The sequence below is a fragment of the Ralstonia mannitolilytica genome (assembly GCF_905397375.1).
Classification (GTDB): domain Bacteria; phylum Pseudomonadota; class Gammaproteobacteria; order Burkholderiales; family Burkholderiaceae; genus Ralstonia; species Ralstonia mannitolilytica.
The window spans coordinates 95,834-119,896 of record NZ_CAJPVG010000003.1; the positions used below are offsets into that span (position 1 = coordinate 95,834).

At 64.9% G+C, this 24,063-nt stretch carries 18 protein-coding genes and 2 tRNA genes; 17 read left to right on the plus strand and 3 right to left on the minus strand.

Annotated elements, in window-relative coordinates; genetic code table 11:
* Positions 1–209: 209 nt before the first annotated feature.
* The 15 genes from KHN96_RS08550 to KHN96_RS08620 all read left to right on the plus strand — a co-directional run bounded on the left by KHN96_RS08550 (position 210) and on the right by KHN96_RS08620 (position 18,550).
* Positions 210–1,589, plus strand: a complete 1,380-nt coding sequence (locus KHN96_RS08550; protein ID WP_062738514.1) for a lysine N(6)-hydroxylase/L-ornithine N(5)-oxygenase family protein — start codon at positions 210–212, stop codon at positions 1,587–1,589.
* Positions 1,586–2,824, plus strand: a complete 1,239-nt coding sequence (locus KHN96_RS08555; RefSeq protein WP_062738515.1) for an MFS transporter — start codon at positions 1,586–1,588, stop codon at positions 2,822–2,824. The genes KHN96_RS08550 and KHN96_RS08555 overlap by 4 nt, the downstream gene beginning before the upstream one ends.
* Positions 2,814–3,407 (plus strand): GNAT family N-acetyltransferase, encoded by a 594-nt coding sequence (locus KHN96_RS08560; protein ID WP_062738516.1) that lies wholly within the window; start codon positions 2,814–2,816, stop codon positions 3,405–3,407. The genes KHN96_RS08555 and KHN96_RS08560 overlap by 11 nt, the downstream gene beginning before the upstream one ends.
* A 13-nt stretch (positions 3,408–3,420) precedes the next feature.
* Complete coding sequence (locus KHN96_RS08565) at positions 3,421–5,301, plus strand: IucA/IucC family protein (RefSeq protein WP_062738517.1); 1,881 nt, start codon at positions 3,421–3,423, stop codon at positions 5,299–5,301.
* A complete protein-coding gene (locus KHN96_RS08570) occupies positions 5,298–6,113 on the plus strand; it encodes a siderophore ferric iron reductase (RefSeq protein WP_147282531.1) in 816 nt (271 codons plus the stop codon). The genes KHN96_RS08565 and KHN96_RS08570 overlap by 4 nt, the downstream gene beginning before the upstream one ends.
* Positions 6,114–6,152: 39 nt before the next feature.
* Complete coding sequence (locus KHN96_RS08575) at positions 6,153–7,313, plus strand: aromatic ring-hydroxylating oxygenase subunit alpha (protein WP_062738519.1); 1,161 nt, start codon at positions 6,153–6,155, stop codon at positions 7,311–7,313.
* Between the two features lie 64 nt (positions 7,314–7,377).
* Positions 7,378–9,384, plus strand: coding sequence for a bifunctional tRNA (5-methylaminomethyl-2-thiouridine)(34)-methyltransferase MnmC2/FAD-dependent 5-carboxymethylaminomethyl-2-thiouridine(34) oxidoreductase MnmC1 (mnmC, locus tag KHN96_RS08580; protein ID WP_062738520.1), 2,007 nt, complete (start codon positions 7,378–7,380; stop codon positions 9,382–9,384).
* 241 nt (positions 9,385–9,625) lie between these two features.
* Positions 9,626–10,972, plus strand: a complete 1,347-nt coding sequence (gene tig, locus KHN96_RS08585) for a trigger factor (RefSeq protein ID WP_062738521.1) — start codon at positions 9,626–9,628, stop codon at positions 10,970–10,972.
* 34 nt (positions 10,973–11,006) lie between these two features.
* Positions 11,007–11,654 carry an ATP-dependent Clp endopeptidase proteolytic subunit ClpP gene (gene clpP, locus KHN96_RS08590; protein WP_045786900.1) on the plus strand — a complete coding sequence of 216 codons (648 nt, stop codon included), beginning with the start codon at positions 11,007–11,009 and terminating at the stop codon, positions 11,652–11,654.
* A 187-nt stretch (positions 11,655–11,841) separates the two neighbouring features.
* Positions 11,842–13,116 (plus strand): ATP-dependent Clp protease ATP-binding subunit ClpX, encoded by a 1,275-nt coding sequence (gene clpX / locus KHN96_RS08595; protein WP_045786899.1) that lies wholly within the window; start codon positions 11,842–11,844, stop codon positions 13,114–13,116.
* 210 nt (positions 13,117–13,326) lie between these two features.
* Complete coding sequence (gene lon, locus KHN96_RS08600) at positions 13,327–15,741, plus strand: endopeptidase La (protein ID WP_062738522.1); 2,415 nt, start codon at positions 13,327–13,329, stop codon at positions 15,739–15,741.
* 158 nt (positions 15,742–15,899) lie between these two features.
* Entirely contained in the window at positions 15,900–16,172 is a 273-nt protein-coding gene (locus KHN96_RS08605) for an HU family DNA-binding protein (protein ID WP_045786897.1), read from the plus strand.
* 76 nt (positions 16,173–16,248) lie between these two features.
* Positions 16,249–16,324 (plus strand) — tRNA-Val (locus KHN96_RS08610).
* A gap of 47 nt (positions 16,325–16,371) precedes the next feature.
* Positions 16,372–16,448, plus strand: a tRNA-Asp gene (locus tag KHN96_RS08615).
* Positions 16,449–16,603: 155 nt separating this feature from the next.
* Positions 16,604–18,550, plus strand: a complete 1,947-nt coding sequence (locus KHN96_RS08620) for a SurA N-terminal domain-containing protein (protein WP_045786896.1) — start codon at positions 16,604–16,606, stop codon at positions 18,548–18,550.
* Positions 18,551–18,632: 82 nt separating this feature from the next.
* On the opposite strand, the gene KHN96_RS08625 is transcribed toward KHN96_RS08620, so the two are convergent.
* On the minus strand, positions 18,633–19,253 hold the full coding sequence (locus KHN96_RS08625) for an arylesterase (protein ID WP_045786895.1): 621 nt from the start codon (positions 19,251–19,253) through the stop codon (positions 18,633–18,635).
* A gap of 61 nt (positions 19,254–19,314) precedes the next feature.
* Here KHN96_RS08625 and KHN96_RS08630 point away from each other — a divergent pair, with 61 nt between their 5' ends.
* Positions 19,315–20,025, plus strand: a complete 711-nt coding sequence (locus KHN96_RS08630) for an ABC transporter ATP-binding protein (RefSeq protein WP_062738534.1) — start codon at positions 19,315–19,317, stop codon at positions 20,023–20,025.
* Between the two features lie 4 nt (positions 20,026–20,029).
* On the opposite strand, the gene pgi is transcribed toward KHN96_RS08630, so the two are convergent.
* On the minus strand, positions 20,030–21,649 hold the full coding sequence (pgi, locus tag KHN96_RS08635) for a glucose-6-phosphate isomerase (protein ID WP_062738523.1): 1,620 nt from the start codon (positions 21,647–21,649) through the stop codon (positions 20,030–20,032).
* Between the two features lie 68 nt (positions 21,650–21,717).
* Positions 21,718–23,313 carry a bifunctional ADP-dependent NAD(P)H-hydrate dehydratase/NAD(P)H-hydrate epimerase gene (locus KHN96_RS08640; RefSeq protein WP_062738524.1) on the minus strand — a complete coding sequence of 532 codons (1,596 nt, stop codon included), beginning with the start codon at positions 23,311–23,313 and terminating at the stop codon, positions 21,718–21,720.
* Between the two features lie 86 nt (positions 23,314–23,399).
* Between KHN96_RS08640 and KHN96_RS08645 the strand changes: the two genes are divergently transcribed.
* Entirely contained in the window at positions 23,400–23,963 is a 564-nt protein-coding gene (locus KHN96_RS08645) for a winged helix DNA-binding protein (RefSeq protein WP_062738525.1), read from the plus strand.
* The last annotated feature ends 100 nt before the right edge of the window (positions 23,964–24,063 follow it).

Below are 24,063 nucleotides of genomic sequence, written 5' to 3' on the forward strand. Positions count from 1 at the left end.
GGTCGATTCCCAATATCGCTTCGGCGATATTCCATGATCATTCAGCGGCCGGCATGCATCGGCCGTGATCCATTCCCCACCTGAATCCACCCAGCCTAGGCGCGGCCTGATGCCGCCAGCCGACGGAGAACGCGCGCGTTTATCCGGCCGGGGCGTTGCTGCCGTCGTTTGTCAATGCAGCCTTTGTAAAATCAGGAGGTTCAAGCGTGATGAAATCCGATGTTTATGACTTTATTGCAATCGGGTTGGGGCCATTCAATTTAAGTCTGGCTTGCCTGGTCGAGCCTATTGACGGATTGAATGGTTTATTCCTGGAGCGTGCGCAGGAATTCAATTGGCATCCTGGCATGCTGATCGATAATGCGACATTGCAGAATCCATTCCTGGCCGATCTCGTCAGCCTGGCAGACCCGCAAAGCCGGTTCAGCTTCCTGAATTACTGCAAGCAGGAAGGCAAGATCTATTCGTATTACATCCGCGAGAACTTCTATCTGAGCCGGGCGGAATACAACCGCTACTGCCAGTGGGTCATCGCGCAGCTCACCAGCGTGCGCTTCCACCACGACGTGCGCGCGCTGTCGTATGACGCGGCGCACGGCTGCTATGTCGTCAGCGGATGCCGCGGCGCGGGCCGCGAGCCGTTCGTGCTGCGCGCCCGCAAGCTGGTGCTCGGCGTCGGGTCATCACCGTCGTTTCCCCCCTGCGTGCCGCGCGACGGGCACCGTTACCTTCATACCGCCGACTACATGGACATGCGGGAGACGCTGCGCGAGAAGCGCTCCATCACGATCGTCGGCAGCGGGCAGAGCGCGGCGGAGGTCTATTACGACCTGCTCAAGGAGAGCGACAAGCACGACTACAGCCTCGTGTGGATCACGCGCTCGCCGCGCTTCTTCCAGATGGAGAACACGAAGCTCACGCTCGAGATGATCTCGCCGGATTACATCGACTACTTCTTCAACCTGCCGGATGGCCGCAAGGAAAGCATCATCCGCAAGCAGGACAGCCTGTACAAGGGCGTGAACGCGAGCCTGATCAACCAGATCTACGATCTGCTCGATGACCGGCGCAAGACGGGGGCGTTGCGCACGCACCTGATCACCAACTGCGAGCTGCAGGCCTGCCGGTACAACGCCGCCACGGGCCGCTACGAGACCGAGTTCCAGCAGCTCGACACCGGCGCCCGTTACGCGCACCGCACCGAGGCCCTGGTCTTTGCCACGGGGTATGAGCAGAACATCCCGGCGTTCATCAGCGGCATCCGCCACCGTCTGCGCTGGGACGCGAAAGGCCGCTACCGGCTCTCGCGCAACTACGCCGCCGATTTCAACGGCAACGAGGTCTACGTCCAGAACGCCGGGCTGCACACGCACGGCCTGACCAACCCGGATCTCGGCATGAGCTGCTACCGCAACTCCTGCATCATCCGCGAGCTCACCGGGGTGGAGCACTACAAGATCGAGCAGCGCATCGCCATCCAGGACTTTGCGATTCCTGCCACGGCGGAGTTCATCCCGCTGGCGGCGAAGGCTCCCGCCACCGCGCCCGTTGAAGCCGCTGTCGAGGAGACTGCCGAGGTGGCGACATGACGTTGCGCCTTTACATCATCCTGATGACGACGTTTGCCGTCATCAGCGATGCGATCCTGATTCCGTTCTATCCGCAGTTCTTTGCCTCGCGCTACGGGTTGGAAAGCCCGGTGCACGTGGGCGCCTACGTGGCCGCCATTTCGATCGCGGTGATGTGCACGCTGCCCATCTGGGCGCGCGTGGCCCGGCGTGTGGAGCCGTTGCACCTGCTGGTCTACACGCAATGCGCGGCGGGCACGTTCAGTCTGCTCAGCGACTTGGCGCCTGACGTGGTGACGTACTGGGTGCTGTCGATGCTGATGTTCATGTGCAAGAGCAGCTACCTGCTGATGTATCCGTACATGATGCGGCTCACGCCCAAGGACCAGCACGCTGCCACGGTCGGCATCCTCTCGGTGGTGGTGCACTTCGGTGCCATCTTCGGCGCCGTGGTGGGCGGCTTCGTGCTGCAGGCGTGGGGGCCGCGCGCCAGCATCGTCGCCATGGCCGCTGGGGATTTCTTCCAGATGGGCGTGTGCCTGTACCTGATTCGCAGCGGCAAGATCGTGCGCGTCAATTCGGGCGAGCACGCGGCGGTGGATGATCCGCAAGCACCCCGCGCGCGCTGGCGGGATCGCCTGCCGATCCTGCGCCTTGCGCTGGTGATGCTGGTGTTCGACTTCAGCGCATACCTGATACGCCCGTTTTTCGCGGTGTACTGGCAGCGGGTGTCGGGCGTCGACAGCGAGTTGGTTTCAGGCATGGCATTTGCCATTCCGGGCGTCGTCGCCATCGTTGCGCTGCGTCTGCATGCGCGCATCCGCGCGCGAGGCGGCCAGTTGCCCGACCACACACTGGGCAACCTCCTGCTTGGCACGTTGGGCCTGCTGCTGCACGCGGCGCCTCACCCTGCGCTGATCGTGCTTGGCCGCGTGCTGTACGGCTGGGCGCTGTTCCAGATCATCGTGAAGCTCGAGGTGAACCTGTTCCGGCTCTCCACACCGCAACGCTACGCGCACGACTACAGCATCACCAACTTCTTCCAGAACCTGGGCGTGCTGCTGTCTTCGTTTGCGGCGGGGGCGATCGTCGATCGCTACGGACTGCACGTGCCGTTTCTGTTGGCCGCCGGTGGCTTCGTGCTGACGGCGCTGCTGGACCGCCTGATTCTGAACGTGCCCAGCGCCAGCCATGCAGCCGAAGCGGGCAGGGCATCGGAGCCCAGCAGCCTGGAGGCGCCAGCCCATGCAAACTGAACACACCATCCACCGCCGCGCCGATGCCGCGCATCGGCCGTACACCGATGCACAGGGCTACACCTTCCGCCTGCTGCGCATTCCGGAAGACATCCCGACGCTGCATCGCTGGTTCCAGCCCGAGCGCGCATCGTTCTGGCTCATGCGCGACAAGACCGAGGCTGAGATCGCACAGATCTACCAGGATCTGATGGACTCGGGCCACGCGACCGCCTACCTCGTCTGGCAGGGCGGCCGCCCGGTCTTCCTGGCCGAGTGCTACGACCCTGCACACGACCGCATCCGCGCGTTCTACGACGTGCAGCCAGGTGACCTCGGCATGCACATCTTCGTCGGGCCGCCGGAGGTTCGGGTGGCCGGCTATACGCGCACGGTGTTCTTCGCCCTCATGCGCTTCATGTTCGAACACCTGGGTGCCGCGCGCATCGTGGTGGAGCCCGACGCCAACAACGAACGCATCCATGCCATCAACCGCGCGGCTGGTTTCGTCTACGACCGCAACGTCGCATTTACCGAAAAGATCGCCAGCCTCGCCTTCTGCACCCGGCGGGATTTTGAACAGGCCACCGCCGCCATCGCTTAAGAAAGGATTTGCCATGAACGTGACCCTCCAGAACCATCTCTCGCAACACCCGGCGCAGGCTGCGGCCCATCTCACCCCCGAGGTGTGGGCGCAGGCCAACCGCCTGTTGCTGCGCAAGGCGATTGCCGAATACGCGCACGAGATCATCCTCGAACCCGAGCACCTGCGAGACACCACCGACGGCTTTGCGCTGTACCAGGTGTTCTCCGACGACGGCAAGGTGTGCCACCAGTTCGAAGCCCAGCGCCTGGCGCTGCGGCACTGGTCCATCAAGCCCGAGTCGATCCGGCGTCTGGCGGACGGAGTTGAGCAGCCGCTCGACGCGCTGCAGTTCATCATCGAATGCCGGCAGCGCCTCGGCATTCGCGACGATCTGCTGCCGATCTACCTCGACGAGATCAGCAGCACGCTCTTCGGCAGCGCCTACAAGCGGATGAAGGCCGATGCCCCGAGCAGCGCGCAACTGGCCGAGGCCACCGACTTCCAGACCATCGAGGTGGCCATGATGGAAGGGCACCCCGGCTTTGTCGCCAACAACGGGCGGCTGGGCTTCAATGCGGTCGACTATCAGGCCTACGCGCCGGAAGCCGGCTCCGACATCCGCGTCATCTGGCTGGCCGTGCACAAGGACCACGCCACGCCGTCGACGCTTTCCACGCTGAGCTATGCGCAGCTGCTGGCCGAAGAACTCGGCCAGGCGACGGTGGATGACTTCACGCGCCAGGTGGCCGCCAAGGGCGTCGACCCGGCCGACTATCACTTCATGCCCGCGCACCCGTGGCAGTGGTTCAACAAGCTCTCCATCGCGTTTGCCGGCTACGTGGCGCAGCGCAAGATCATCTGCCTCGATTACAGCGCCGACCACTACATCGCGCAGCAGTCCATTCGTACGTTCTTCAATACGAGCGATCGCACCAAGCGCTATGTCAAGACGTCGCTGTCGATCCTGAACATGGGCTTCATGCGCGGGCTGTCGCCGTACTACATGTCGGGCACCCCGGCCATCAACGAGTTCATCAAGGGGCTGGTGGCCGATGACGCCTTCCTGCGCGAGAACGGTTTCACCATCCTGCAGGAAGTTGCCGCGATCGGTTTTCGCAACTTCTATTACGAGGCCGCCATTCCGGTGGATACGCCGTACAAGAAGATGTTCTCCGCGCTGTGGCGCGAGAACCCGCTGCCGTTGCTCGGGCCGGGTGAGCGCCTGATGACGATGGCCGCGCTGCTGCACGTCGACAAGGATGGCGTTGCGCTGATGCCCGAGCTGATCCGCCGGTCGGGCCTGCCGGCCATCACCTGGGTGCGCCGCTACCTGCAGGCCTATCTGACTCCGCTGCTGCATTGCTTCTACGCGTATGAGCTGAGCTTCATGCCGCACGGCGAAAACCTCATCCTCGTCATGGACGACTACGTGCCTGTGCGCGCCATCATGAAAGACATTGCGGAGGAGTCAGCCATCCTCGACATCAAGGCGCGCGAGTGGCTGCCCGAGCGCGTGCAGCGCCTGGCCGTGGAGGTGCCCGACAACTTCAAGCTGCTCGGCATCTTCATCGACGTGTTCGACGGTGTGCTGCGCCACATCAACCACGTGCTGGTGGAAAACCACTGCTGCACGGAAGACCAGTTCTGGGGCGCGGTGGCCGACTGCGTGTACGACTACCAGGACGCCCATCCGGAGCGCGCTGCCAAGTACGCGCACTACGACATGTTCGTGCCCGAGTTCCTGCACTCGTGCCTGAATCGTCTGCAGCTCGGCAACAATGTCCAGATGGTGAACCTGGCCGATCCGGCATCGAGCCTGAAGATGGCCGGCAACCTGGTCAACCCGATCGCCAAGTTCCGTCGCGCAGCGCCCCAGGCTGCGCCGGTCGAGGCGGTGGAAGCGGCTGCGTGACAAGCGTCATGCCGGCGTTTGCCCAGGAACTGGTCGGCTTCGGCGACGTGGTCGCGCGCGCGTGGTTTGCGTCGCCGATGCCCGATCCCGGCCTCGCTCGCACCTTCGAAACCGTGCGCCGCGTGGTGCCGAGCCTGCGTGGCGAGCAGGGCGGCGCGGTGCCGGCCGGTGCGCGGCTTGGTGAAACCAGCGCATTGCAGGGCCTGTGCGACCACTGGGCGCGTGCGCATCCGGAGGCGGGCAAGCATTACCTTGCGCTGCGGTGCTGGGGGTTGGCGATCTGGCAGCCGATTTATGCCTGCGTGATCGCCGTCCATCTCGATGCGCCGGTGCCGCGCCTCGCGGGTCTCGCGCAACCCGTGAAGAGCGGCTTCCCGAGCGGCATGCATCTGCCGACGCATGTGCCGCTCGATGGCACGTTTGCCCGGCGGATGGATGCGGCGGCGGAAGAGCTCCGCCAGTTCTGCGCAGCGATGCGCCGTGCACTCCAGCCCATGATTGCCCTGCACGATCGCGCCGCCGATCGGCTGCAGGCGGAATGCGTGCTCGGCGCGCTCATGGCCGTCCGCCCGCATGTGGCCATGTCGGACGCCGCGGTCGTTGACGCCGGGCAGGCATGGCTCAGCAGGCTGGGCATCGAAGGCGGCTGCGGCTTCTTCGCCTACCGCGCCCGCGATGGCACGCCGGCGCTGGCGCTTGATCGCAAGGTCTGCTGCCACCACTTCCGCCGTCGCGACGGCGAGAAGTGCAGCACCTGCCCAAAACTCTCCATCGACGCGCGCATCGCCCGCCTGCTGGCCGAGGTGCCGTAGCGCGCGTCTCGTTCAACTGCCAACCATGTTGGAGCCCCGATGACCGATATCGGACGCCTGGCCCACGTGATGCCAGCGCATACCCAGTTGCCTGTCGCCGCCTACTTTGACGACGATCTGTTCGCGCTCGAACTCGACACCATCTTCAAGCAATCCGCCTGCTATGTCGGCAACGAGAAAGCCGTGCCGGAACCGGGCGACTGGCGCCGTCTTGCCCATGAGGGCGGCGGACGCGTGCTGGTGCGCAATGCCGGCGGCGTCGAGCTGATGTCGAACGTCTGCCGCCACCGGCAGGCGCTCATCCTCGGCGGCGAGGCCGGCAACGTCGCCGGCCCTGCCAATGTCACCGGCAATCTTCGCGCGGCGGGCGGCAACATCGTTTGCCCGCTGCACCGCTGGACCTACACCGATCGCGGTGAGCTGATCGGAGCCCCGCAGTTCGGCAGCACGCCGTGCAAGAACCTGCAGCGCTTCACGCTGCGCAACTGCCATGGGCTGCTGTTCGAAGGCCCGCGTGATCCGGCACGCGACATGGCGCCGTTGTTCGCGCGCCCGGAGTTCAACTTCGCCGACTACGTCCTCGACCACGTCGAGGTGCACCAGTGCAACTACAACTGGAAGACCTTCATCGAGGTTTATCTGGAGGACTACCACGTCGCGCCGTTTCACCCGGGACTGGGCCACTTCGTCACGTGCGACAACCTGGAGTGGGAGTTTGCCGACTGGTACAGCATGCAGCGCGTGGGCATCCACCAGGCGCTGAGCCAGCCCGGATCGGACGTGTACAGCGCATGGCATGACCGGCTGCTCGATTACCGTTGCGGCACATCGCCCGATTTCGGTGCCATCTGGGTGACGTACTTCCCGACCCACATGATCGAACTGTATCCGCATGTGCTGGTGCTCTCGACGTTGTATCCGAAGGGCCCGCAGGACACCGTCAACGTGGTCGAGTTCTACTACCCGGAAGAGATCGCCGCGTTCGAGCGCGAGTTTGTCGAAGCGCAGCGCGCGGCCTACATGGAAACGTGCGTCGAAGACGACGAGATCGGCGAGCGCATGGATGCCGGCCGCCGCGCATTGATGGCGCGCGGCGTGTCGGAAACCGGCCCGTACCAGTCGCCACTGGAAGATGGCATGCGGCATTTCCATGCGTGGTACCGCCGCATCATGGGCACGCTGCCCATTGCCGACGTGTGACCGGCAGGGGCGCGAATGGAGGGCATGCAGCGGTACAATCCGCTGCTTCCTTCCAGGGTGTTTCATGCCACGCGGCCTCGTTCTCGCCACGCCTCAGCTCACGCCGGACGGCACGCCGTTCTCCGCCGAGTACGACGACGTCTATCACAGCACTGAAGGCGGCCTGGCACAGGCACGGCACGTCTTTCTGGGCGGCAACGGACTGCCGGGGGCATGGCAGAGCAAGGGCGCATTCACCATCGTCGAGACCGGTTTCGGCCAGGGCCTGAACTTCCTGGCGACCTGGGCCGCGTGGCGCGATGACCCGCAGCGTTGCGCCCGGCTCGATTTCGTTTCCATCGAGAAGCATCCGTTCGATCGCCCGGGCCTGTCGGTCGTGCACCCGAAGCACGGAGCGCTTGCGCCACTGGCCGAGCAATTGCGGCAGGGGTGGCCCGTGCCGGTACCGGGCGTCCATCGCCTCGCATTCGAGCAAGGCCGCGTCACGCTGACGCTGCTGTTGGGCGATGCGATGGACATGCTGCCGCAACTCGCCTGCGCGGCCGACGCGTTCTATCTGGACGGCTTCTCGCCCGCCAAGAACCCGGACCTGTGGCAGCCGCGCGTGTTCAAGCAGCTCGCCCGCATTGCGCGCGCCGGTGCCACGCTCGCCACATATACCGCGGCGGGGTTCGTGAGGCGAGGGCTGCAGGAAGCCGGCTTCGAGGCGCGCAAGGCGCCCGGTTTCGGCACCAAGCGCGACATGACGGTCGCCCGGTTTCCGACGCACTGGCGCACGCGGCGCGGGCCGGCCGAAGCGCCGCTCTGGAGCGAGCGCCATGCCATCGTGCTGGGCGCCGGGCTCGCGGGCTGCTCCGTCGCCGAGCGCCTTGCCGCGCGCGGTTGGCGCATCACGCTCATCGATGCCAACGAGGGCCCCGCGCGCGGCACGTCGGCGCATCGGGCAGCGGCCATGCATCCGCATGTGTCCATCGACGACAGCGTGCTGTCCCGCCTCTCACGCGCGGGCAACCTGCTCGCGCGCCGCCACTGGGCAGCGCTCGACCAGGCCGGCTTTGCCACAGGCTTTCAGGCGACCGGCGTATTGCAGCTCGCCGAGAGCGCCGACGATGCCATCGAGCAGCAGCGCGTCGTACAGGCGCTCGGCTATCCCGCCGACTACATCACATGGCTCGATGCCACCCAAGCTGCCGAGCATGTCGGCGCGAGTGTGCCGCGCGGCGGCTGGTGGTTCGCGCAGGCAGGCTGGGTCGCGCCGCCCGACGTGTGCAGCGCCGCCTTGGCCGCCGCGGGCGGCGCCATCGAAGCGCATTGGAAGACGCGGGTGGAGGCGCTTGTGCAGGATGGCGCCCGATGGCAGATGCTGGACACCGAAGGCCGGGTGATTGCCGCGGCGCCGGTCGTCGTTCTCGCCAACGGTGTGGATGCCGCACGGCTGGCACCCCTGGCGTCGGCGTCACTCAAGCCGGTGCGCGGCCAGCTCACCGATGTTCCGATCGACGCGTTGCAACCGCACGTCGCGTGGCCCGGGGCGGTCGTCTGCGGCGACGGCTACCTGCTGCCCGCCGAGCCGGGCGCCGAGACCGTGCGGATCGGGTCTTCATTCCAGCCCGGCGACGTCGACCTTGCCGAGCGCGTTGCCGATCACGCGGCCAATCTTCAGCGCGCGGCGCGTCTGCAGCCAGCGCAAGCCGATGCCCTGGCGCGCGTCGACCCCGCACGGCTGCGCGGCTATGTCGGCTTGCGCTGCGTGTCGGCCAACCGGCTTCCGCTGATAGGCCCGGTTCCGGACGAAGCGGCGGCCGCGGCGCCCGGTTTTCGCCTGCGCGGGCCGCATGCGGCCGTGCCGCGTGTGCCGGGGCTGTACGCCGCGCTGGCCTATGGCTCGCGCGGCCTCACATGGTCGGTACTGGGCGCGGAGCTCCTCGCGGCACAGATCGACGGCGGACCGCTGCCGCTGGAAGCCGACCTGGCCGCAGCGCTCGACCCACGCCGTTTCATCCTGCGCGCGCTGCGCCACGGGCAGGGCGCCACCCGCGCTGAAACGGACCCCGCGGGCACGCTCGACTAGCGCACGATCTGTAGGGCTTTCCCAAGCGTTCCGACCCAAAAATCAGGGCTGGCGAGCGTTCCATGCCATAATATGCGTTTTGCGTTTGCCAGCCCGAACGCGCCCATTGCACCGTTCAAGCCGCCCATGCGGCCCGCGCGTCGCATTCGGTGCAAGCCCGGCAAGACCAAGAACTGAACCACGGCTGCTGCTGGCGCTGCGCCGTTCGACGCAACTTTCTTCTGAATCTGGAATTACGACCATGTCGACTGTCATTGAAAACCTCGGCAAACTCGATCGCAAGGTGACCCTGGCCGTCCCGAAGGCCGAAGTGGAGCAAGAGAAGCAAAGCCGTCTGGCGCGTCTGTCCAAGACCGTCAAGATGTCCGGCTTCCGCCCGGGCAAGGTGCCGATGAAGATGGTCGAAAAGCAGTACGGCCAGCAGGTTGAACTCGAGGTGCGCTTCGACAAGGCCGCCCGCCAGTTCTTCGACATCACGAACCAGCAGGGCGTGAAGGTTGCCGGCCAACCGCGCTTCGAACTGAAGACCGAAGGCGTGGCCGATGACCAGTTCGCCTTCGACGCCACCTTCGAGGTGTATCCGGAGGTGAAGATCGGCGACCTGGCCGGTGCAGAACTGACCCGCACCAAGACCGAGATCACCGACGCCGAAATCGACAAGACCATCGACATCCTGCGCAAGCAGCGCGTGCACTACCACCCGCGCGGCGAGGCCGGCGAGCACGGTGACGGCGGCGAAGCCGTCGCCCAGAACGGCGACCGCGTGACGGTGGACTTCGTCGGCACGATCGACGGCGTGGAGTTTGCCGGCGGCAAGGCCGAAGGCTTCAGCTTCGTGCTCGGCGAGGGCCGCATGCTGCCCGAGTTCGAGCAAGCCACGCTGGGCCTGAAGCGGGGCGAGTCGAAGACCTTCCCGCTGGCCTTCCCCGAGGACTACCACGGCAAGGACGTTGCCGGCAAGACCGCCGAGTTCACCGTCACGCTCAAGCAGGTCGAGTGGGCGCACCTGCCGGAAGTCAACGCGGCCTTCGCGCAATCGCTGGGCATCGCCGACGGCAACCTCGACAAGATGCGCGCCGACATCCGCGAAAACCTCGAGCGTGAAGTCAAGCGCCGCACGCACGCGCTGCTCAAGGATCAGGTGATGGAAGCGCTGCTGAAGGTGGCCGAGCTGGACGTGCCGAAGTCGTTGGTCGAGCAAGACCAGGAGCGTCTGGTGGAAATGGCCCGCCGCGATCTGGAAGCGCGCGGCATGCCGAATGCCAAGAACATGCCGATCCCGGCCGAGATGTTTGCGCAGCAGGCCGAGCGCCGCGTGAAGCTGGGCCTGGTGCTGGCCGAAGTCGTGAAGGCCAACGGCCTGGAAGCGAAGCCGGAGCAGGTCAAGGCCGAGATCGAAGAGTTCGCCAAGAGCTACGAGGATCCGAAGGAAGTCATCCGCTGGTACTACGGCGACCAGCAGCGCCTGGCCGAGATGGAAGCCTACGTGCTCGAAAACAACGTGGTAAATTTTGTGTGCGACAAGGCCAAGGTCACCGACAAGACCGTGTCGTTCGAAGAGCTGACCGCCACGCCGGCGCAAGGCTGATTCGACCCGCTGAGTTTAAGCACCGGAGAACCGCATGATCCGCAATGAACTGATCGATCAACTCGCCCGCACCCAGGCTTCCGCGCTCGAGACGCAGGGGCTCGGTCTGGTGCCGATGGTGGTCGAGCAGTCTGGCCGCGGCGAGCGCGCCTATGACATCTACTCGCGCCTGCTCAAGGAGCGCGTGATCTTCATGGTGGGCGAGGTGAACGACCAGACTGCCAACCTCGTGGTGGCACAGCTGTTGTTCCTCGAAAGCGAGAACCCGGACAAGGACATCTCGCTGTACATCAACTCGCCCGGCGGGTCGGTGTCGTCCGGCCTGGCGATGTACGACACGATGCAGTTCATCAAGCCGGACGTGTCGACATTGTGCATGGGCATGGCCGCCAGCATGGGCGCCTTTCTGCTGGCAGCCGGTGCCAAGGGCAAGCGCCTGGCGCTGCCGAACTCGCGCATCATGATTCATCAGCCGCTGGGCGGTGCACGCGGTCAGGCTTCGGACATCGAAATCCAGGCCCGCGAGATTCTGTATCTGCGCGAGCGCCTGAACACGGTGCTCTCCGAGGTGACCGGCCAGCCGGTCGACAAGATTGCCCGCGATACCGATCGCGACAACTTCATGAGCGCCGAGCAGGCCAAGGAGTATGGCCTGATCGACCAGGTCATCAGCAAGCGCTGAAGTATCGGGAGGGCGCACGCGTGTGCACGGTAGCCGGTGTCGCGCGCGGCACACCGGCGGTTGCACCAAACATGTCAAGCGGTGTCAAAAACGAGGCTTCGCGCCTCGTTTTTGCTTTGTACAACACCTGCGGATCGTCGCCAGATAATTTGGCGTATGATGCTGCCAGGAACTACTGGTTATCGTTATGGCGGACAAGAAAGGCTCGACTGGCGAAAAGCTGCTGTACTGCTCGTTCTGCGGCAAGAGCCAGCATGAGGTCAAGAAACTGATTGCCGGCCCCTCGGTCTTCATCTGCGATGAATGTATCGACCTGTGCAACGAGATCATCCGGGATGAGGCCGCCATCTCCGAAAAGGAAGGTGGCCTGGCCGTCAAGTCCGACCTGCCCACGCCGCACGAGATTCGACAGAGCCTTGATCAATACGTGATTGGTCAGGAGCAGGCGAAGAAGATCCTGGCGGTTGCGGTCTACAACCATTACAAGCGTTTGAAGCACCTCGGCAAGAAGGACGATGTCGAGCTGTCCAAGAGCAACATTCTGCTCATCGGGCCGACCGGCTCGGGCAAGACCCTGCTTGCGCAAACGCTGGCACGTCTGCTGAACGTGCCCTTCGTCATCGCCGATGCCACCACGCTGACCGAAGCCGGCTACGTTGGCGAAGACGTCGAGAACATCATCCAGAAGCTGCTGCAGAACTGCAATTACGAGGTGGACAAGGCCCAGCGCGGCATCGTCTACATCGACGAGATCGACAAGATCTCGCGCAAGTCGGATAACCCTTCGATCACGCGGGATGTTTCCGGCGAAGGTGTGCAGCAGGCGTTGCTCAAGCTGATTGAAGGCACGATGGCGTCGGTTCCGCCGCAAGGTGGCCGCAAGCATCCTAACCAGGATTTCCTGCAAGTTGACACCACCAACATCCTTTTCATCTGCGGCGGGGCATTCGACGGTCTGGAGAAGATCATCATGCAGCGCTCGGACAAGACCGGCATCGGTTTTGGCGCGGAAGTGCAGAGCAAGGAAGAACGCGACGTCAACGAAGTGCTGCCCCAGGTGGAGCCGGAAGACCTGATCAAGTTCGGCCTGATTCCCGAGCTGATCGGCCGTCTGCCCGTGGTGGCGACGCTGGCCAAGCTCGATGAGGCAGCCCTCATGGAGATTCTGGTCGAGCCGAAGAATGCAATCGTCAAGCAGTATCAAAAGCTGCTGGCGATGGAAGGGGTGGAGCTGGAAATCCGTCCAAGCGCGCTGACGGCGATTGCCCGCAAGGCGATCAAGCGCAAGACGGGGGCGCGCGGTCTGCGTTCCATCGTCGAGCATGCGCTGATGGATGTGATGTATGACCTCCCTAACCACAAGGGCGTGCAGAAGGTGGTGATCGACGAGAGCACGATCTCCGGCGACGGCAAGCCCCTGCTGATTTACGAAGAGCAGCCCAAGGTTGCAGGTTCCAACTGAGAGCCGGCTCACGGCCCCACCGGGGCTGTGCTGGTTCTGACGCGAATGCTCGGCCGGGATGCGCCGTATGCGTCCCACGCAGGAAGCCGTTCGCACGCGAGCGGCTTTTTTTGCATCGGGAAACCGGGTCGGCATGCGACTTGCAGCAACGGTCTTGTAAAAACGTTGCCGCGCCCAATTTAGCCCTTACATGACTTTCTGGGGAAAATAATGTCCGGAACCCAACTTTTACCCGCTGAGCAGATTCGCCTGCCGCTGTTGCCGCTGCGTGACGTGGTGGTGTTTCCGCACATGGTGATTCCGCTGTTCGTGGGGCGCCCCAAGTCCATCAAGGCGCTCGAAGCCGCGATGGAGGCGGGCAAGAGCATCATGCTGGTTGCCCAGAAGACGGCGGCCAAGGATGAGCCGACCGATAAGGACCTCTACGAGGTCGGCTGTATCGCCAACATCCTGCAGATGCTGAAGCTGCCGGACGGCACCGTGAAGGTGCTGGTCGAGGGCACGCAGCGCGCCAACATCCTGTCCGTCACCGACGACGAATCGCACTTTTTCTGCGAAGCCGTGCCCGTCGGTCCGGAGCCCACTGAATCGGCCGAGACCGAGGCGCTGCGTCGCGCCATCGTGTCGCAGTTCGATCAGTACGTGAAGCTGAACAAGAAGATTCCGCCGGAGATCCTGACCTCGCTGTCGGGCATCGACGAGCCGGGTCGCCTGGCGGATACGATCGCCGCGCATCTGCCGATCAAGCTCGAGCAGAAGCAGAAGATTCTCGAGATGTTCAACGTGACCGAACGTCTGGAGAGCCTGCTGTCGCAGCTGGAGGGCGAGATCGACATTCTGCAGGTGGAAAAGCGCATCCGCGGCCGCGTCAAGCGCCAGATGGAAAAGAGCCAGCGCGAGTACTACCTCAACGAGCAGGTCAAGGCCATCCAGAAGGAACTGGGCGAAGGCGAAGAAGGCGCCGATCTTGAAGAGCTGGACAAGAAGATCAAGGCCGCCCGCATGCCGAAGGAGGCCAAGAAGAAGGCCGAGTCCGAGTTCAAGAAGCTCAAGCTGATGTCGCCGATGTCGGCCGAGGCAACCGTCGTGCGCAACTACATCGACACGCTGGTCGGCTTGCCGTGGCGCAAGAAGAGCAAGGTCAACAATGACCTGGCCAACGCCGAGCAGGTGCTGGATCAGGATCACTACGGTTTGGAGAAGGTCAAGGAACGCATTCTCGAGTACCTCGCAGTGCAGCAGCGCGTCGAGAAGGTGAAGGCGCCGATCCTGTGCCTGGTGGGGCCGCCGGGCGTCGGTAAGACTTCGCTGGGCCAGTCGGTGGCGCGTGCGACGAACCGCAAGTTCGTGCGCATGGCGCTGGGTGGCGTGCGCGACGAGGCCGAAATTCGCGGCCACCGCCGTACGTACATCGGGTCGATGCCGGGCAAGATCCTGCAGAGCCTCACCAAGGTCGGCGTGCGCAATCCGCTGTTCCTGCTCGACGAGATCGACAAGATGGGTGCGGATTTCCGCGGCGACCCATCGTCGGCCCTGCTCGAAGTGCTGGATCCGGAACAGAACCACACGTTCCAGGATCATTACATCGAGGTGGACTTCGACCTGTCGGACGTGATGTTCGTGGCAACGTCGAACTCGCTGAACATCCCGGCGCCGCTGCTCGACCGGATGGAAGTGATTCGCCTGTCGGGCTACACGGAAGACGAGAAGGTCAACATCGCCCGCCGCTACTTGCTGCCCAAGCAGGTCAAGAACAATGGTCTGAAGACCGGCGAGATCGAGGTGACCGAAGCCGCGTTGCGCGACATCATCCGCTATTACACGCGGGAAGCCGGCGTGCGCTCGCTCGAGCGCGAGGTCTCGAAGATCTGCCGCAAGGTCGTCAAGCAGTTGTTGCTGAAGAAGGAAGCCGCCACGTCCGTGAAGGTGGATTCGGACAACTTGGACAAATTCCTCGGCGTGCGTCGCTTCGACTTTGGTCTGGCCGGCAAGGAAGATCAGGTCGGCCAGGTGACCGGCCTGGCATGGACGGAAGTGGGCGGCGATCTGCTGACCATCGAAGCCGCGCTGATGCCGGGCAAGGGCAACATCACCCGCACCGGTTCCTTGGGCGACGTGATGAAGGAGTCGGTCGAGGCTGCGCGCTCGGTGGTGCGTTCGCGGTCGGCGCGCCTGGGTATCAAGGATGAGATGTTCGAGAAGCGCGACATCCACATCCACGTGCCCGAAGGTGCGACGCCCAAGGACGGCCCGTCGGCAGGTATTGCGATGACGACGGCGCTGGTGTCGGTGCTGACCGGGATTCCGGTGCGCGCTGATGTGGCAATGACCGGCGAAATCACGCTGCGCGGCGAGGTGTTGCCGATCGGTGGCCTGAAGGAAAAGCTGCTGGCGGCTCACCGTGGTGGCATCAAGCTGGCACTGATTCCGGAAGAGAACGTCAAGGACCTGGCCGACATTCCGGACAACGTGAAGAACAGCATCGAGATCCAACCCGTACGGTGGATCGACAAGGTGCTGGAGCTCGCGCTGGTGCGCAAGCCCGAGCCGCTGCCCGAAGAGGAAGCCAAGCCGGCGCCCGCGAAGAGCGACGACGGCAAGGCGCAGGAGATGGTGCACCACTGACAACTCCAGCGTGTAGCGATTGAAAAAGGGCCCGACATGTTCGGGCCCTTTTTCTTTGTCGGGCGGCGGTGCGGTGTAGGCACTTCTTCGCCTTGACACGTCGATAGGCGGCCACTTTAATGAATCCACACTGAGCGGGTGTTCGGGGAGGTGGCACGATGAACAAGACAGATCTGATCGACCATGTGGCGGCACAGACTGACATGTCAAAGGCTGCCGCCGGGCGCGCCATCGACGCGTTGATCGGCGGGATCAAGGACGCGTTGTGTGACGGCGGATCCGTCACGCTGGTCGGGTTCGGGACATTCCTGGTCGGCAAACGGTCTTCCCGCAACGGGCGCAACCCGCGCACGGGGGCCGCCATCACCATCGAGGGCGGCAAGGTTGCGAAATTCAAACCTGGCAAAGCGCTGAAAGATGCGCTAAACTAGCGGGCTTTGGTGCTTGCGGCTCGGGTGACAACGAACGCATGCGCCGGACAGTCCGGCTTGCGCCGGCAGTGCGAACGGGTGCTTAGCTCAGTTGGTAGAGCGGCGCCCTTACAAGGCGTAGGTCGGGAGTTCGAGCCTCTCAGCACCCACCATCGTTCGCAGTGCCGCTCTCGGCAGGTCGTGCAGTCCGACCCAATCTGGAGCGGTAGTTCAGTCGGTTAGAATACCGGCCTGTCACGCCGGGGGTCGCGGGTTCGAGTCCCGTCCGCTCCGCCAGAATTTGCACAAAGGCCCGATTCGTTCGGGCCTTTGTCTTTTCTGCGGCCGATGCATTGGCGTGTGCCTGTGCGTCGAGCCGCGATTGTCGGAGATGTCGGCGGCACCTGATAGAATCGCCGGATTTTCCATCTTCCCTTCACCCCCGGTCCAGCATGCTTGATTTCGTACGTACGCATCGGCGCTTGATGTTTCTGGTGCTGCTGATTCTGGTGTTCCCGTCGTTCGTGTTCTTTGGCGTGCAAAGCTATTCGAGCTTCATGGACAGCTCGCACGATGCCGCCAAGGTCGACGGCAAGGTCATCTCCACCAACGAAGTCGACGCGCGCGTGCGCGAGCAGACCGAGCGCCTGCGCCAGATGCTGGGCGCCCAATATGATCCGCGCCAGTTCGAGGGCCCGCAGATGCGCCGTGACGTGCTGGACGGCATCATCCAGCAGCGCGTGCTCGCCAATGAAGTCGCGCGTGCAAATCTGAACGTGTCGAACGAAAAGATCCGCGACACGATCCTGCAGATTCCCGCCGTGGCCGCGCTGCGCAAGCCCGATGGCTCGTTCGATCAGGAAGCCTACGTGCGCCTGCTGGCCGCGCAGAACATGACGCCCGAGCAGCTGGAGGGCAACCTGCGCTTTGAACTGGCCCAGCAGCAGATTCCGCAATCGATCGTGTCGACGGCGTTCGTGCCGAAGTCGCTGGTCGACCGCCTGATCCAGGCGCGCGACCAGCAGCGCGAGGTGCAGGCGCTGCTGTTCAAGCCGGCGGACTATGCTGCCAAGGTCAATGCGGACGACAAGGCCATCCAGGCCTACTACGACGCGCACCAGCAGGAGTTCTCGGTGCCGGAACAGGTCAAGGCCGAGTACGTCGTGTTCTCGGGCGAAGACATGATGAAGCAGATTCCGGTCACGCCCGAGCAGATCAAGGAGTACTACGACCAGAACGCCGCGCGTTTCAAGACGCCGGAAGAGCGCCGTGCCGCCCACATCCTGATCAAGCTGCCGGACAACGCGAAGCCTGCCGACAAGGAGGCCGCCAGGAAGAAGGCCGAAGAAGTCCTGGCCGAGGTGCGCAAGAACCCGGCAAGCTTTGCCGAACTGGCCAGGAAGTACTCGGGCGATCCGGGCTCGGCGGCGCAGGGCGGGGAGCTCGGCTTTCTCGGCAAGGGCGCGACCGTGCCGGCGTTCGAGAACGCGCTGTTCGCGCTCAAGCAGCCGGGCGACATCAGCGACGTGGTGGAAAGCGATTTCGGTTTCCACATCATCAAGCTGGAAGAGGTGAAGGGCGGCGGCGTGCAGCCGCTGGAGGCGGTCAAGCCCGAGCTCGAGCGCGAGGTGCGTACGCAGTTGGCCAACAAGAAGTACTCCGAGTTGGCTGATGCATTCTCCAACACGGTTGAAGACCAGTCCGACAGCCTGAAGCCGGTGGCCGACAAGCTCAAGCTGCAGATCCAGACGGCCGACAACGTGACGCGCACGTCCAACCCGGCGCTGGCCAACAGCCCGGTCGCCAACGACAAGGTGCTCAAGGCCCTGTTTGCCGACGACGTGATCAAGAACCATCGCAACACGCCGGCCATCCAGGTGGGGCCGACCACGCTGGTGGCGGCCCGCGTGGTGGAATACCGCCCGGCGACGGTGAAGAAGCTGGCCGACGTGCGCGAACAGGTCAAGGCCAAGGTGATTGCTGAACAGTCCGCAGCGCTGGCCAAGAAGGCGGGCGAAGAAAAGCTGGCTGCCGTGAAGCAGAGCAACAGTGCCGAAGGCTTCGGCGCGGTGCAGACGGTGTCGCGCCAGCAGGCGCAGGGCACGCTTCCCGCGGCGCTCACCGCCATCTTGCGCGCCGACGCAAGCAAGCTGCCCACGACCATCGGTGTCGACCTGGGTGCCCAGGGCTATGCGCTGTACCGCATCAACAAGGTGCTGCCGCCGGCCAACGCAGATCAGGCGCGCCGTGCTGCCGATGCGCAGCAACTGGGGCAGGTGGCAGGTCAGGCCGAGTTCAACGCTTACTACGAAGCGTTGAAAGCCCGCTCGAAGGTGAAGATCAACAATAGCGTGATCGACGCCGCCAAGCCCGCCAACACGGCAGACGACGCGTCCTGAAAGCACGCTGCTGCGCCTAGCAGAAAAGCCCCCGTCGCAGGGGGCTTTTTCTTTTATGACGCGGCGGGTCCGGGCGCGCAAATCAATGGCCGCGTCCTCGCTTGAGCAGCGGCTCGAGCTTGGGCCACACGTTGTCGAGCATCACCGGCTGTGCCGCGGCAACCGGATGGATGCGGTCTTCCTGGAACCAGTCCTGGCGCTGCACAACACCGTCGAGCAGGAACGGGACGAGCGGCACATGGTATTGCTGGGCCAGCTTGCCGAACGTGGCGAAGAATCGCTCGCTGTAATCGGGCCCGTAGTTCGGCGGGATGCGCATGCCAACCAGCAGCACCTTGGCGCCAGCCGCCTGCGACGCCTCGATCATGGCCTTCAGATTGGTCTCGCTGGAGGCGAGCGACAGGCCGCGCAACGCATCGTTGGCGCCCAGCTCGAGGATGACGATGGCAGGCCTTTCGCGCGCCAGCACGGCGGGCAGCCGGGAGCGGCCGCCCGCCGTGGTGTCGCCGCTGATGCTGGCATTGGCGACGCTATAATCGAGCTTCCGTTCTTTGATGCGCTTGTCGAGCAACGCAACCCAGCCGGTGCCCTGAGCCAGGCCGTATCCAGCCGACAGGCTGTCGCCCAGCACCACGATTCGGCGCGATGTTGTCGCCTCCTGTGCTGCTGCAGGCTGCCCGACCGGCAGCACGCCAAACGCCATGCAGCCGAGCGCCGCTACCAACGCCTTCACGCTGCGCCTCTTACTTCCCACTCGTTCCATCATGTCGTCTTCCGCTACCTGGGTGATTGAAGTCGATTCGCTGCACAAGACCGTGCGCGATGCCACCGGTGAGTTGCCTATTCTGAGCGATGTTGCTTTCCGGGTGGAAGCCGGCGAGACGCTGGCCATCGTCGGTGCCTCGGGCTCGGGCAAGTCGACGCTGCTCGGTCTGCTGGCGGGACTGGATCTGCCGACCTCTGGCAGCGTCAAGCTGCTCGGCCACGAGCTCTTCAGCCTCGATGAAGACGGCCGGGCGGCCGTGCGGGGCAGCCATGTGGGATTCGTATTCCAGTCGTTCCAGCTGCTGCCGCACCTGACGGCGCTCGAAAACGTGATGCTGCCGCTGGAGCTGCAGGGCAGTGCAAGCGGCCCCGAGATGCGTCGGCGCGCCACCGTCCTGCTGGAGCGCGTGGGCCTCGGGGCGCGGCTGTCGCATTATCCGAAGACGCTGTCCGGCGGCGAGCAGCAGCGCGTGGCGTTGGCCCGCGCGTTCGTGACCGAGCCCGACATCCTGTTTGCCGACGAGCCGACGGGCAGCCTCGACACGGCCACCGGCGAGGCCGTCATCGCGCTGATGTTCGAACTGAACCGCAGCGCCGGTTCCACGCTCGTGCTGGTGACGCACGACCGCTCCGTGGCCGCGCGCTGCAGCCGCATTCTGACCATCGAGGCGGGGCACCTGATCGGCGACGAAACCGTCACCGAGCTCTGACCAATCAGAGCGCGGCCTTGGCGCGGCGGATCAGCGCGGCCGTGGACGCGTCATGCGCCACCGAAGCGGGCGCGCCTTCCAGTTCGGCCTGGATCGGCTTGGCGAGTTTCTTGCCGAGCTCTACGCCCCATTGGTCGAACGAGTTGATGTTCCATACCGCGCCTTGCACGAAGGTGCGGTGTTCTGCGCAGGCGATGAGCGCGCCCAGTGAGGCGGCATCGAGCCGCTCCATCAGGATGGTCGTGCTTGGGCGATTGCCCTCGAACACCATGTGCGGTACCAGGGCCTCGTCCGTGACGCCGCCCGCACGGACTTCATCGGCGGTCCGTCCGCGCAGCAGCGCCTCGCCCTGGGCGAAGCAGTTGGCGAGCAGCTTGGCGTGATGGCCGGGCAGGCTGCGCACCGGCTCCAGCGTGGTGATGAAATCGACCGGCACAATCTGCGAGCCCTGGTGGATCAGCTGGAAATACGCATGCTGGCCGTTGGTGCCGGCCGTGCCCCAGACGATGGGGCCGGTGTCTGTGTCGATCGTGGCGCCATTGCGCTGCACCGACTTGCCGTTGCTCTCCATCTCCAGTTGCTGCATGAAGTCGGTCAGCAATTCCAGCGGCGCACAGTAGGGCACCGTGCAGGCGCTTGCTGCATTGAAGAAGCCGCGATACCACACCGACAGCATCCCGAGAATGAGCGGCAGGTTCTCGCGCGGGGCGGCGGTGGCAAAGTGACGGTCCATCGCACGGGCGCCGTCGAGCATCGCCTCGAACTGCTGCGGCCCGATCGCCAGCACGATCGACAGCCCCACCGCCGACCACAGCGAGAAACGCCCGCCGACCCAATCCCAGAACGTAAACATGTTCTCCGGATCGATGCCGAACTGGACGACCGCCTCCCGGTTGGTGGAAACGGCCACGAAATGCTGCTTCAGCTTGTCTTCGGCCACGCCGTGCTCGACGAACCAGCGGCGCATGCTGTGCGCGTTGGCCATCGTCTCGAGCGTGGTGAACGTCTTGGAGCAGACGATGGCGAGCGTGGTGTCCGGGTTCAGGTGGTCCAGCGTTTCGGCCAGGTCCGTGCCGTCGACATTGGAGACGAAATGCACGCGCACCTGGGGCACAGCCAGATGCGCCAGCGCGCGGCACACCATGCGCGGGCCGAGGTCCGATCCGCCGATGCCGATGTTGACGATGTCGGTGATGCGCTGGCCGGAGTGGCCGGTCCACGCGCCGCTGTGCACGCGGTCTGCAAAGTCGCGCATCTGGGCGCGCACACGCAGGACCTCAGGCATGACGGCTTCACCGTCGGCGCGGTAGTCGTCTTCGGCGTGGCCGCGCAGCGCGACGTGCAGCACCGAGCGATGCTCCGTGTTGTTGATGCGCTCGCCGCGCAGCATGGCGTCGCGCAACGCGAGCACGCCGGCTTCGTCCGCGAGTTGCAGCAGAAGGGCGAGCGTGTCTTGCGTGATGCGGTTCTTCGAATAGTCGACCGTGAGGCCCGCGGCTTGCAGTGTGAAGGCGTGCACGCGCTGCTCGGCGTCCGGCGCGGCAAACCAGTCGCGCAGATGCGCCGCGCGGATCGATTCTGCATGTTGCGTCAGGGATTGCCAGGCGGGGAGGGCGATGGGCATACGGCGTGATATCGGCGTAAGGGAGAACGAAGGGGAATGCGCAGTATAGCGGCGCGATGGGACCGGTTCTATCGGCGAGCGTCCGACGCCACCAGCGCATTCAGCGCCCGGCGCGCGGGGGCGCAGAGTTCGCTCGCGTGCAGGCCGATGGGTCCGACGCCGGCTTGGACGAGGTCATCCGCTGCGCGGCCATGCAGCCACACGGCGGCGAGTGCAGCCTCGCGCGCGCCCATGCCCTGGGCCAGCAGCGCGCCGATCATGCCGGTCAGCACGTCGCCCGTGCCGCCGGTCGCCAGGCCGCCGTTGCCGGTCGGGTTGACGGCGGGCGGCATGTCGGGCGCCGCAATGATCGAGCCCGAACCCTTGAGCACCACGACGGCGCCCGTCCGGTTGACGAGGGCCTTGGCTGTTGCGAGACGATCTTGCTGGACGGTGCGCGCATCGCTGTGCTGCAGCCGTGCCGCCTCCAGCGGATGCGGCGTCAGGACCATCGGCACGCCACTTTCAGCAAGCTGCGTGAGCCGGGCCAGCAGAGCCGGCGCCTTGGCAAAAAGGTTCAGCGCATCGGCGTCGAATACGGCAGGCGTGCGGGTCGACAGCATGCGATCCAGCAGATGGGCCAGGGCCGCCTCCGACTCCTTGCCGGTGCCCATGCCCGGGCCGATGGCAAGCGCCTGCATGTCGGCCGCGTCGACCGTGCCCCATGTGTGCAGCATCAGTTCCGGCTGCGCGGGATCAACGCGGGGCGCATCGGCGGCAAGCGACACCACGTGCACTTTCCCGGCACCCAGGTACAACGCACCGCGCGCCGACAGCAGCGGCGCGCCCACCATGCCCTGCGCGCCGCCCACGACCGCCACGCTACCGTATGTGCCCTTGTGGCCATTGTGGCGCCGGCGCGGCACATGCGTGAGCCAGCGCGCCGGCGCGTTGATGCATGCATCGGCTTCGATCACGCCGTCGTGGGCCGGTTGTGCGGCCTGCAGGTCCGCCAAGGCGATATCGCCGGAGGCGTCGCGGCCGCTGCCGGTGAGCAGCCCCGGTTTGGGCGCCAGAAACGTGATCGTGCCGCGCGCTGCAATGACGGGAGAATCCGGCGCGGGCGGCTGCCCCGTGTCGCCATTGAGCCCGGACGGGATGTCGAGCGCGTAGACGGGCAGGCCGCTGGCATTGATGGTGTCGACCAGCGCGGCATGCAGCCCCGTCAGCGGCCGCGCCAACCCGACACCGAAGAGCCCATCGACGATGGCGGCTGCCGTCGCGGGCACCGAGGCGGGCGTGTGGAGCGTTTCGATCGGCACATTCGCTGCGCAGGCTTCGGTCCAGGCGCGGCGGGCGTCGTCGGGCAGCCGGGCCGGGTCCGCAGCCAGCCACACGGTCACGGCGCGGCCGCCCAGATGCAGCACGGTGGCGGCCACGAGCGCATCCCCGCCGTTGTTGCCTGGGCCGGCAACGAACAGCAGGTGGCCGTGCGGGGCACGCGTCTGCAGCCAGTCGGCGGCGGCTTCACCGGCCCGCGCCATCAGTGTGAAAGGCTCCAATGTGCGGTAGGCGGCAGCCTCCAGCGCGCGGATGCCGGCGGTGCCGAAGAGCAGGTCGGCGCCATGGTGCGCGGCCAGCGCGCCGTCGATGAGGATTTCCCGCCAAGTGCGGTGTTCAGGCATGAGAACTACGGATCCACCAAGACAGACATGACGATCTATTCTCTTACAATAGCCCGCGTTTTCCTTCCTTTCCCAGCTCCGTTGCAATGTCCAAGCCGCCGACCACCTCGAAAGCCGATGTCCCGCAAGCCGCCAGCCAGGGTGGAAAAGGTGGTCCGATCGTGTCTTCGTCGCACCTTGTATCGCTGCGCAGTCCGGAGCTGTCGGAGTTCGAATTTGCGCTGAACACGGCCTACAACGCCTACAACCGCTGGTGCGTGCGCTGCATGGCGGCGGCCGGGGTGCGCGACCTGACCTTCCTGGACGTGCTGGTGGTGCACCACGTCAACCACCGGGGCCGCGCCAAGCGGCTGGCCGACATCTGCTTCGTGCTGAATGTGGAAGACACCCACCTCGTCACGTATTCGCTCAAGAAACTGCAGGGCATGGGGCTGGTGGAGGGCACGCGCAACGGAAAGGAAGTCACATACACCACCACCGAGGCCGGCGAGACGGCCTGCTCCCGCTACCGCGAGATCCGCGAGCAGTGCCTGACCAGCAATATCTCGCCCGGCGGCGAAGAAAATGCCGAGATTGGCGAACTCGCGCGCCTGCTGCGCGTGCTGACCGGGCTCTACGAACAGGCAGCGCGCTCCGCAACGTCGCTGTGAAACGCGCGTTCCAGCCGCGGCAACGGCTGTTCATGGGCGATTTCAGGGTGATTTGACGGTCGGTAACAACGCTTGGGCAAGGTACAATAGCGGTTTTCCC

Excerpts from the sequence above, each read along its gene's own strand:
- KHN96_RS08620 (WP_045786896.1), top strand. The coding sequence starts at position 16,604 with ATGCTTGATTTCGTACGTACGCATCGGCGCTTGATGTTTCTGGTGCTG.
- KHN96_RS08550 (WP_062738514.1), top strand. The coding sequence starts at position 210 with ATGAAATCCGATGTTTATGACTTTATTGCAATCGGGTTGGGGCCATTC.
- KHN96_RS08560 (WP_062738516.1), top strand. The coding sequence starts at position 2,814 with ATGCAAACTGAACACACCATCCACCGCCGCGCCGATGCCGCGCATCGG.
- tig (WP_062738521.1), top strand. The coding sequence starts at position 9,626 with ATGTCGACTGTCATTGAAAACCTCGGCAAACTCGATCGCAAGGTGACC.
- clpX (WP_045786899.1), top strand. The coding sequence starts at position 11,842 with ATGGCGGACAAGAAAGGCTCGACTGGCGAAAAGCTGCTGTACTGCTCG.
- KHN96_RS08640 (WP_062738524.1), bottom strand. The coding sequence starts at position 23,313 with ATGCCTGAACACCGCACTTGGCGGGAAATCCTCATCGACGGCGCGCTG.
- KHN96_RS08555 (WP_062738515.1), top strand. The coding sequence starts at position 1,586 with ATGACGTTGCGCCTTTACATCATCCTGATGACGACGTTTGCCGTCATC.
- KHN96_RS08575 (WP_062738519.1), top strand. The coding sequence starts at position 6,153 with ATGACCGATATCGGACGCCTGGCCCACGTGATGCCAGCGCATACCCAG.
- lon (WP_062738522.1), top strand. The coding sequence starts at position 13,327 with ATGTCCGGAACCCAACTTTTACCCGCTGAGCAGATTCGCCTGCCGCTG.
- KHN96_RS08625 (WP_045786895.1), bottom strand. The coding sequence starts at position 19,253 with ATGGCGTTTGGCGTGCTGCCGGTCGGGCAGCCTGCAGCAGCACAGGAG.
- pgi (WP_062738523.1), bottom strand. The coding sequence starts at position 21,649 with ATGCCCATCGCCCTCCCCGCCTGGCAATCCCTGACGCAACATGCAGAA.
- mnmC (WP_062738520.1), top strand. The coding sequence starts at position 7,378 with ATGCCACGCGGCCTCGTTCTCGCCACGCCTCAGCTCACGCCGGACGGC.
- clpP (WP_045786900.1), top strand. The coding sequence starts at position 11,007 with ATGATCCGCAATGAACTGATCGATCAACTCGCCCGCACCCAGGCTTCC.
- KHN96_RS08645 (WP_062738525.1), top strand. The coding sequence starts at position 23,400 with ATGTCCAAGCCGCCGACCACCTCGAAAGCCGATGTCCCGCAAGCCGCC.
- KHN96_RS08605 (WP_045786897.1), top strand. The coding sequence starts at position 15,900 with ATGAACAAGACAGATCTGATCGACCATGTGGCGGCACAGACTGACATG.
- KHN96_RS08565 (WP_062738517.1), top strand. The coding sequence starts at position 3,421 with ATGAACGTGACCCTCCAGAACCATCTCTCGCAACACCCGGCGCAGGCT.
- KHN96_RS08630 (WP_062738534.1), top strand. The coding sequence starts at position 19,315 with ATGTCGTCTTCCGCTACCTGGGTGATTGAAGTCGATTCGCTGCACAAG.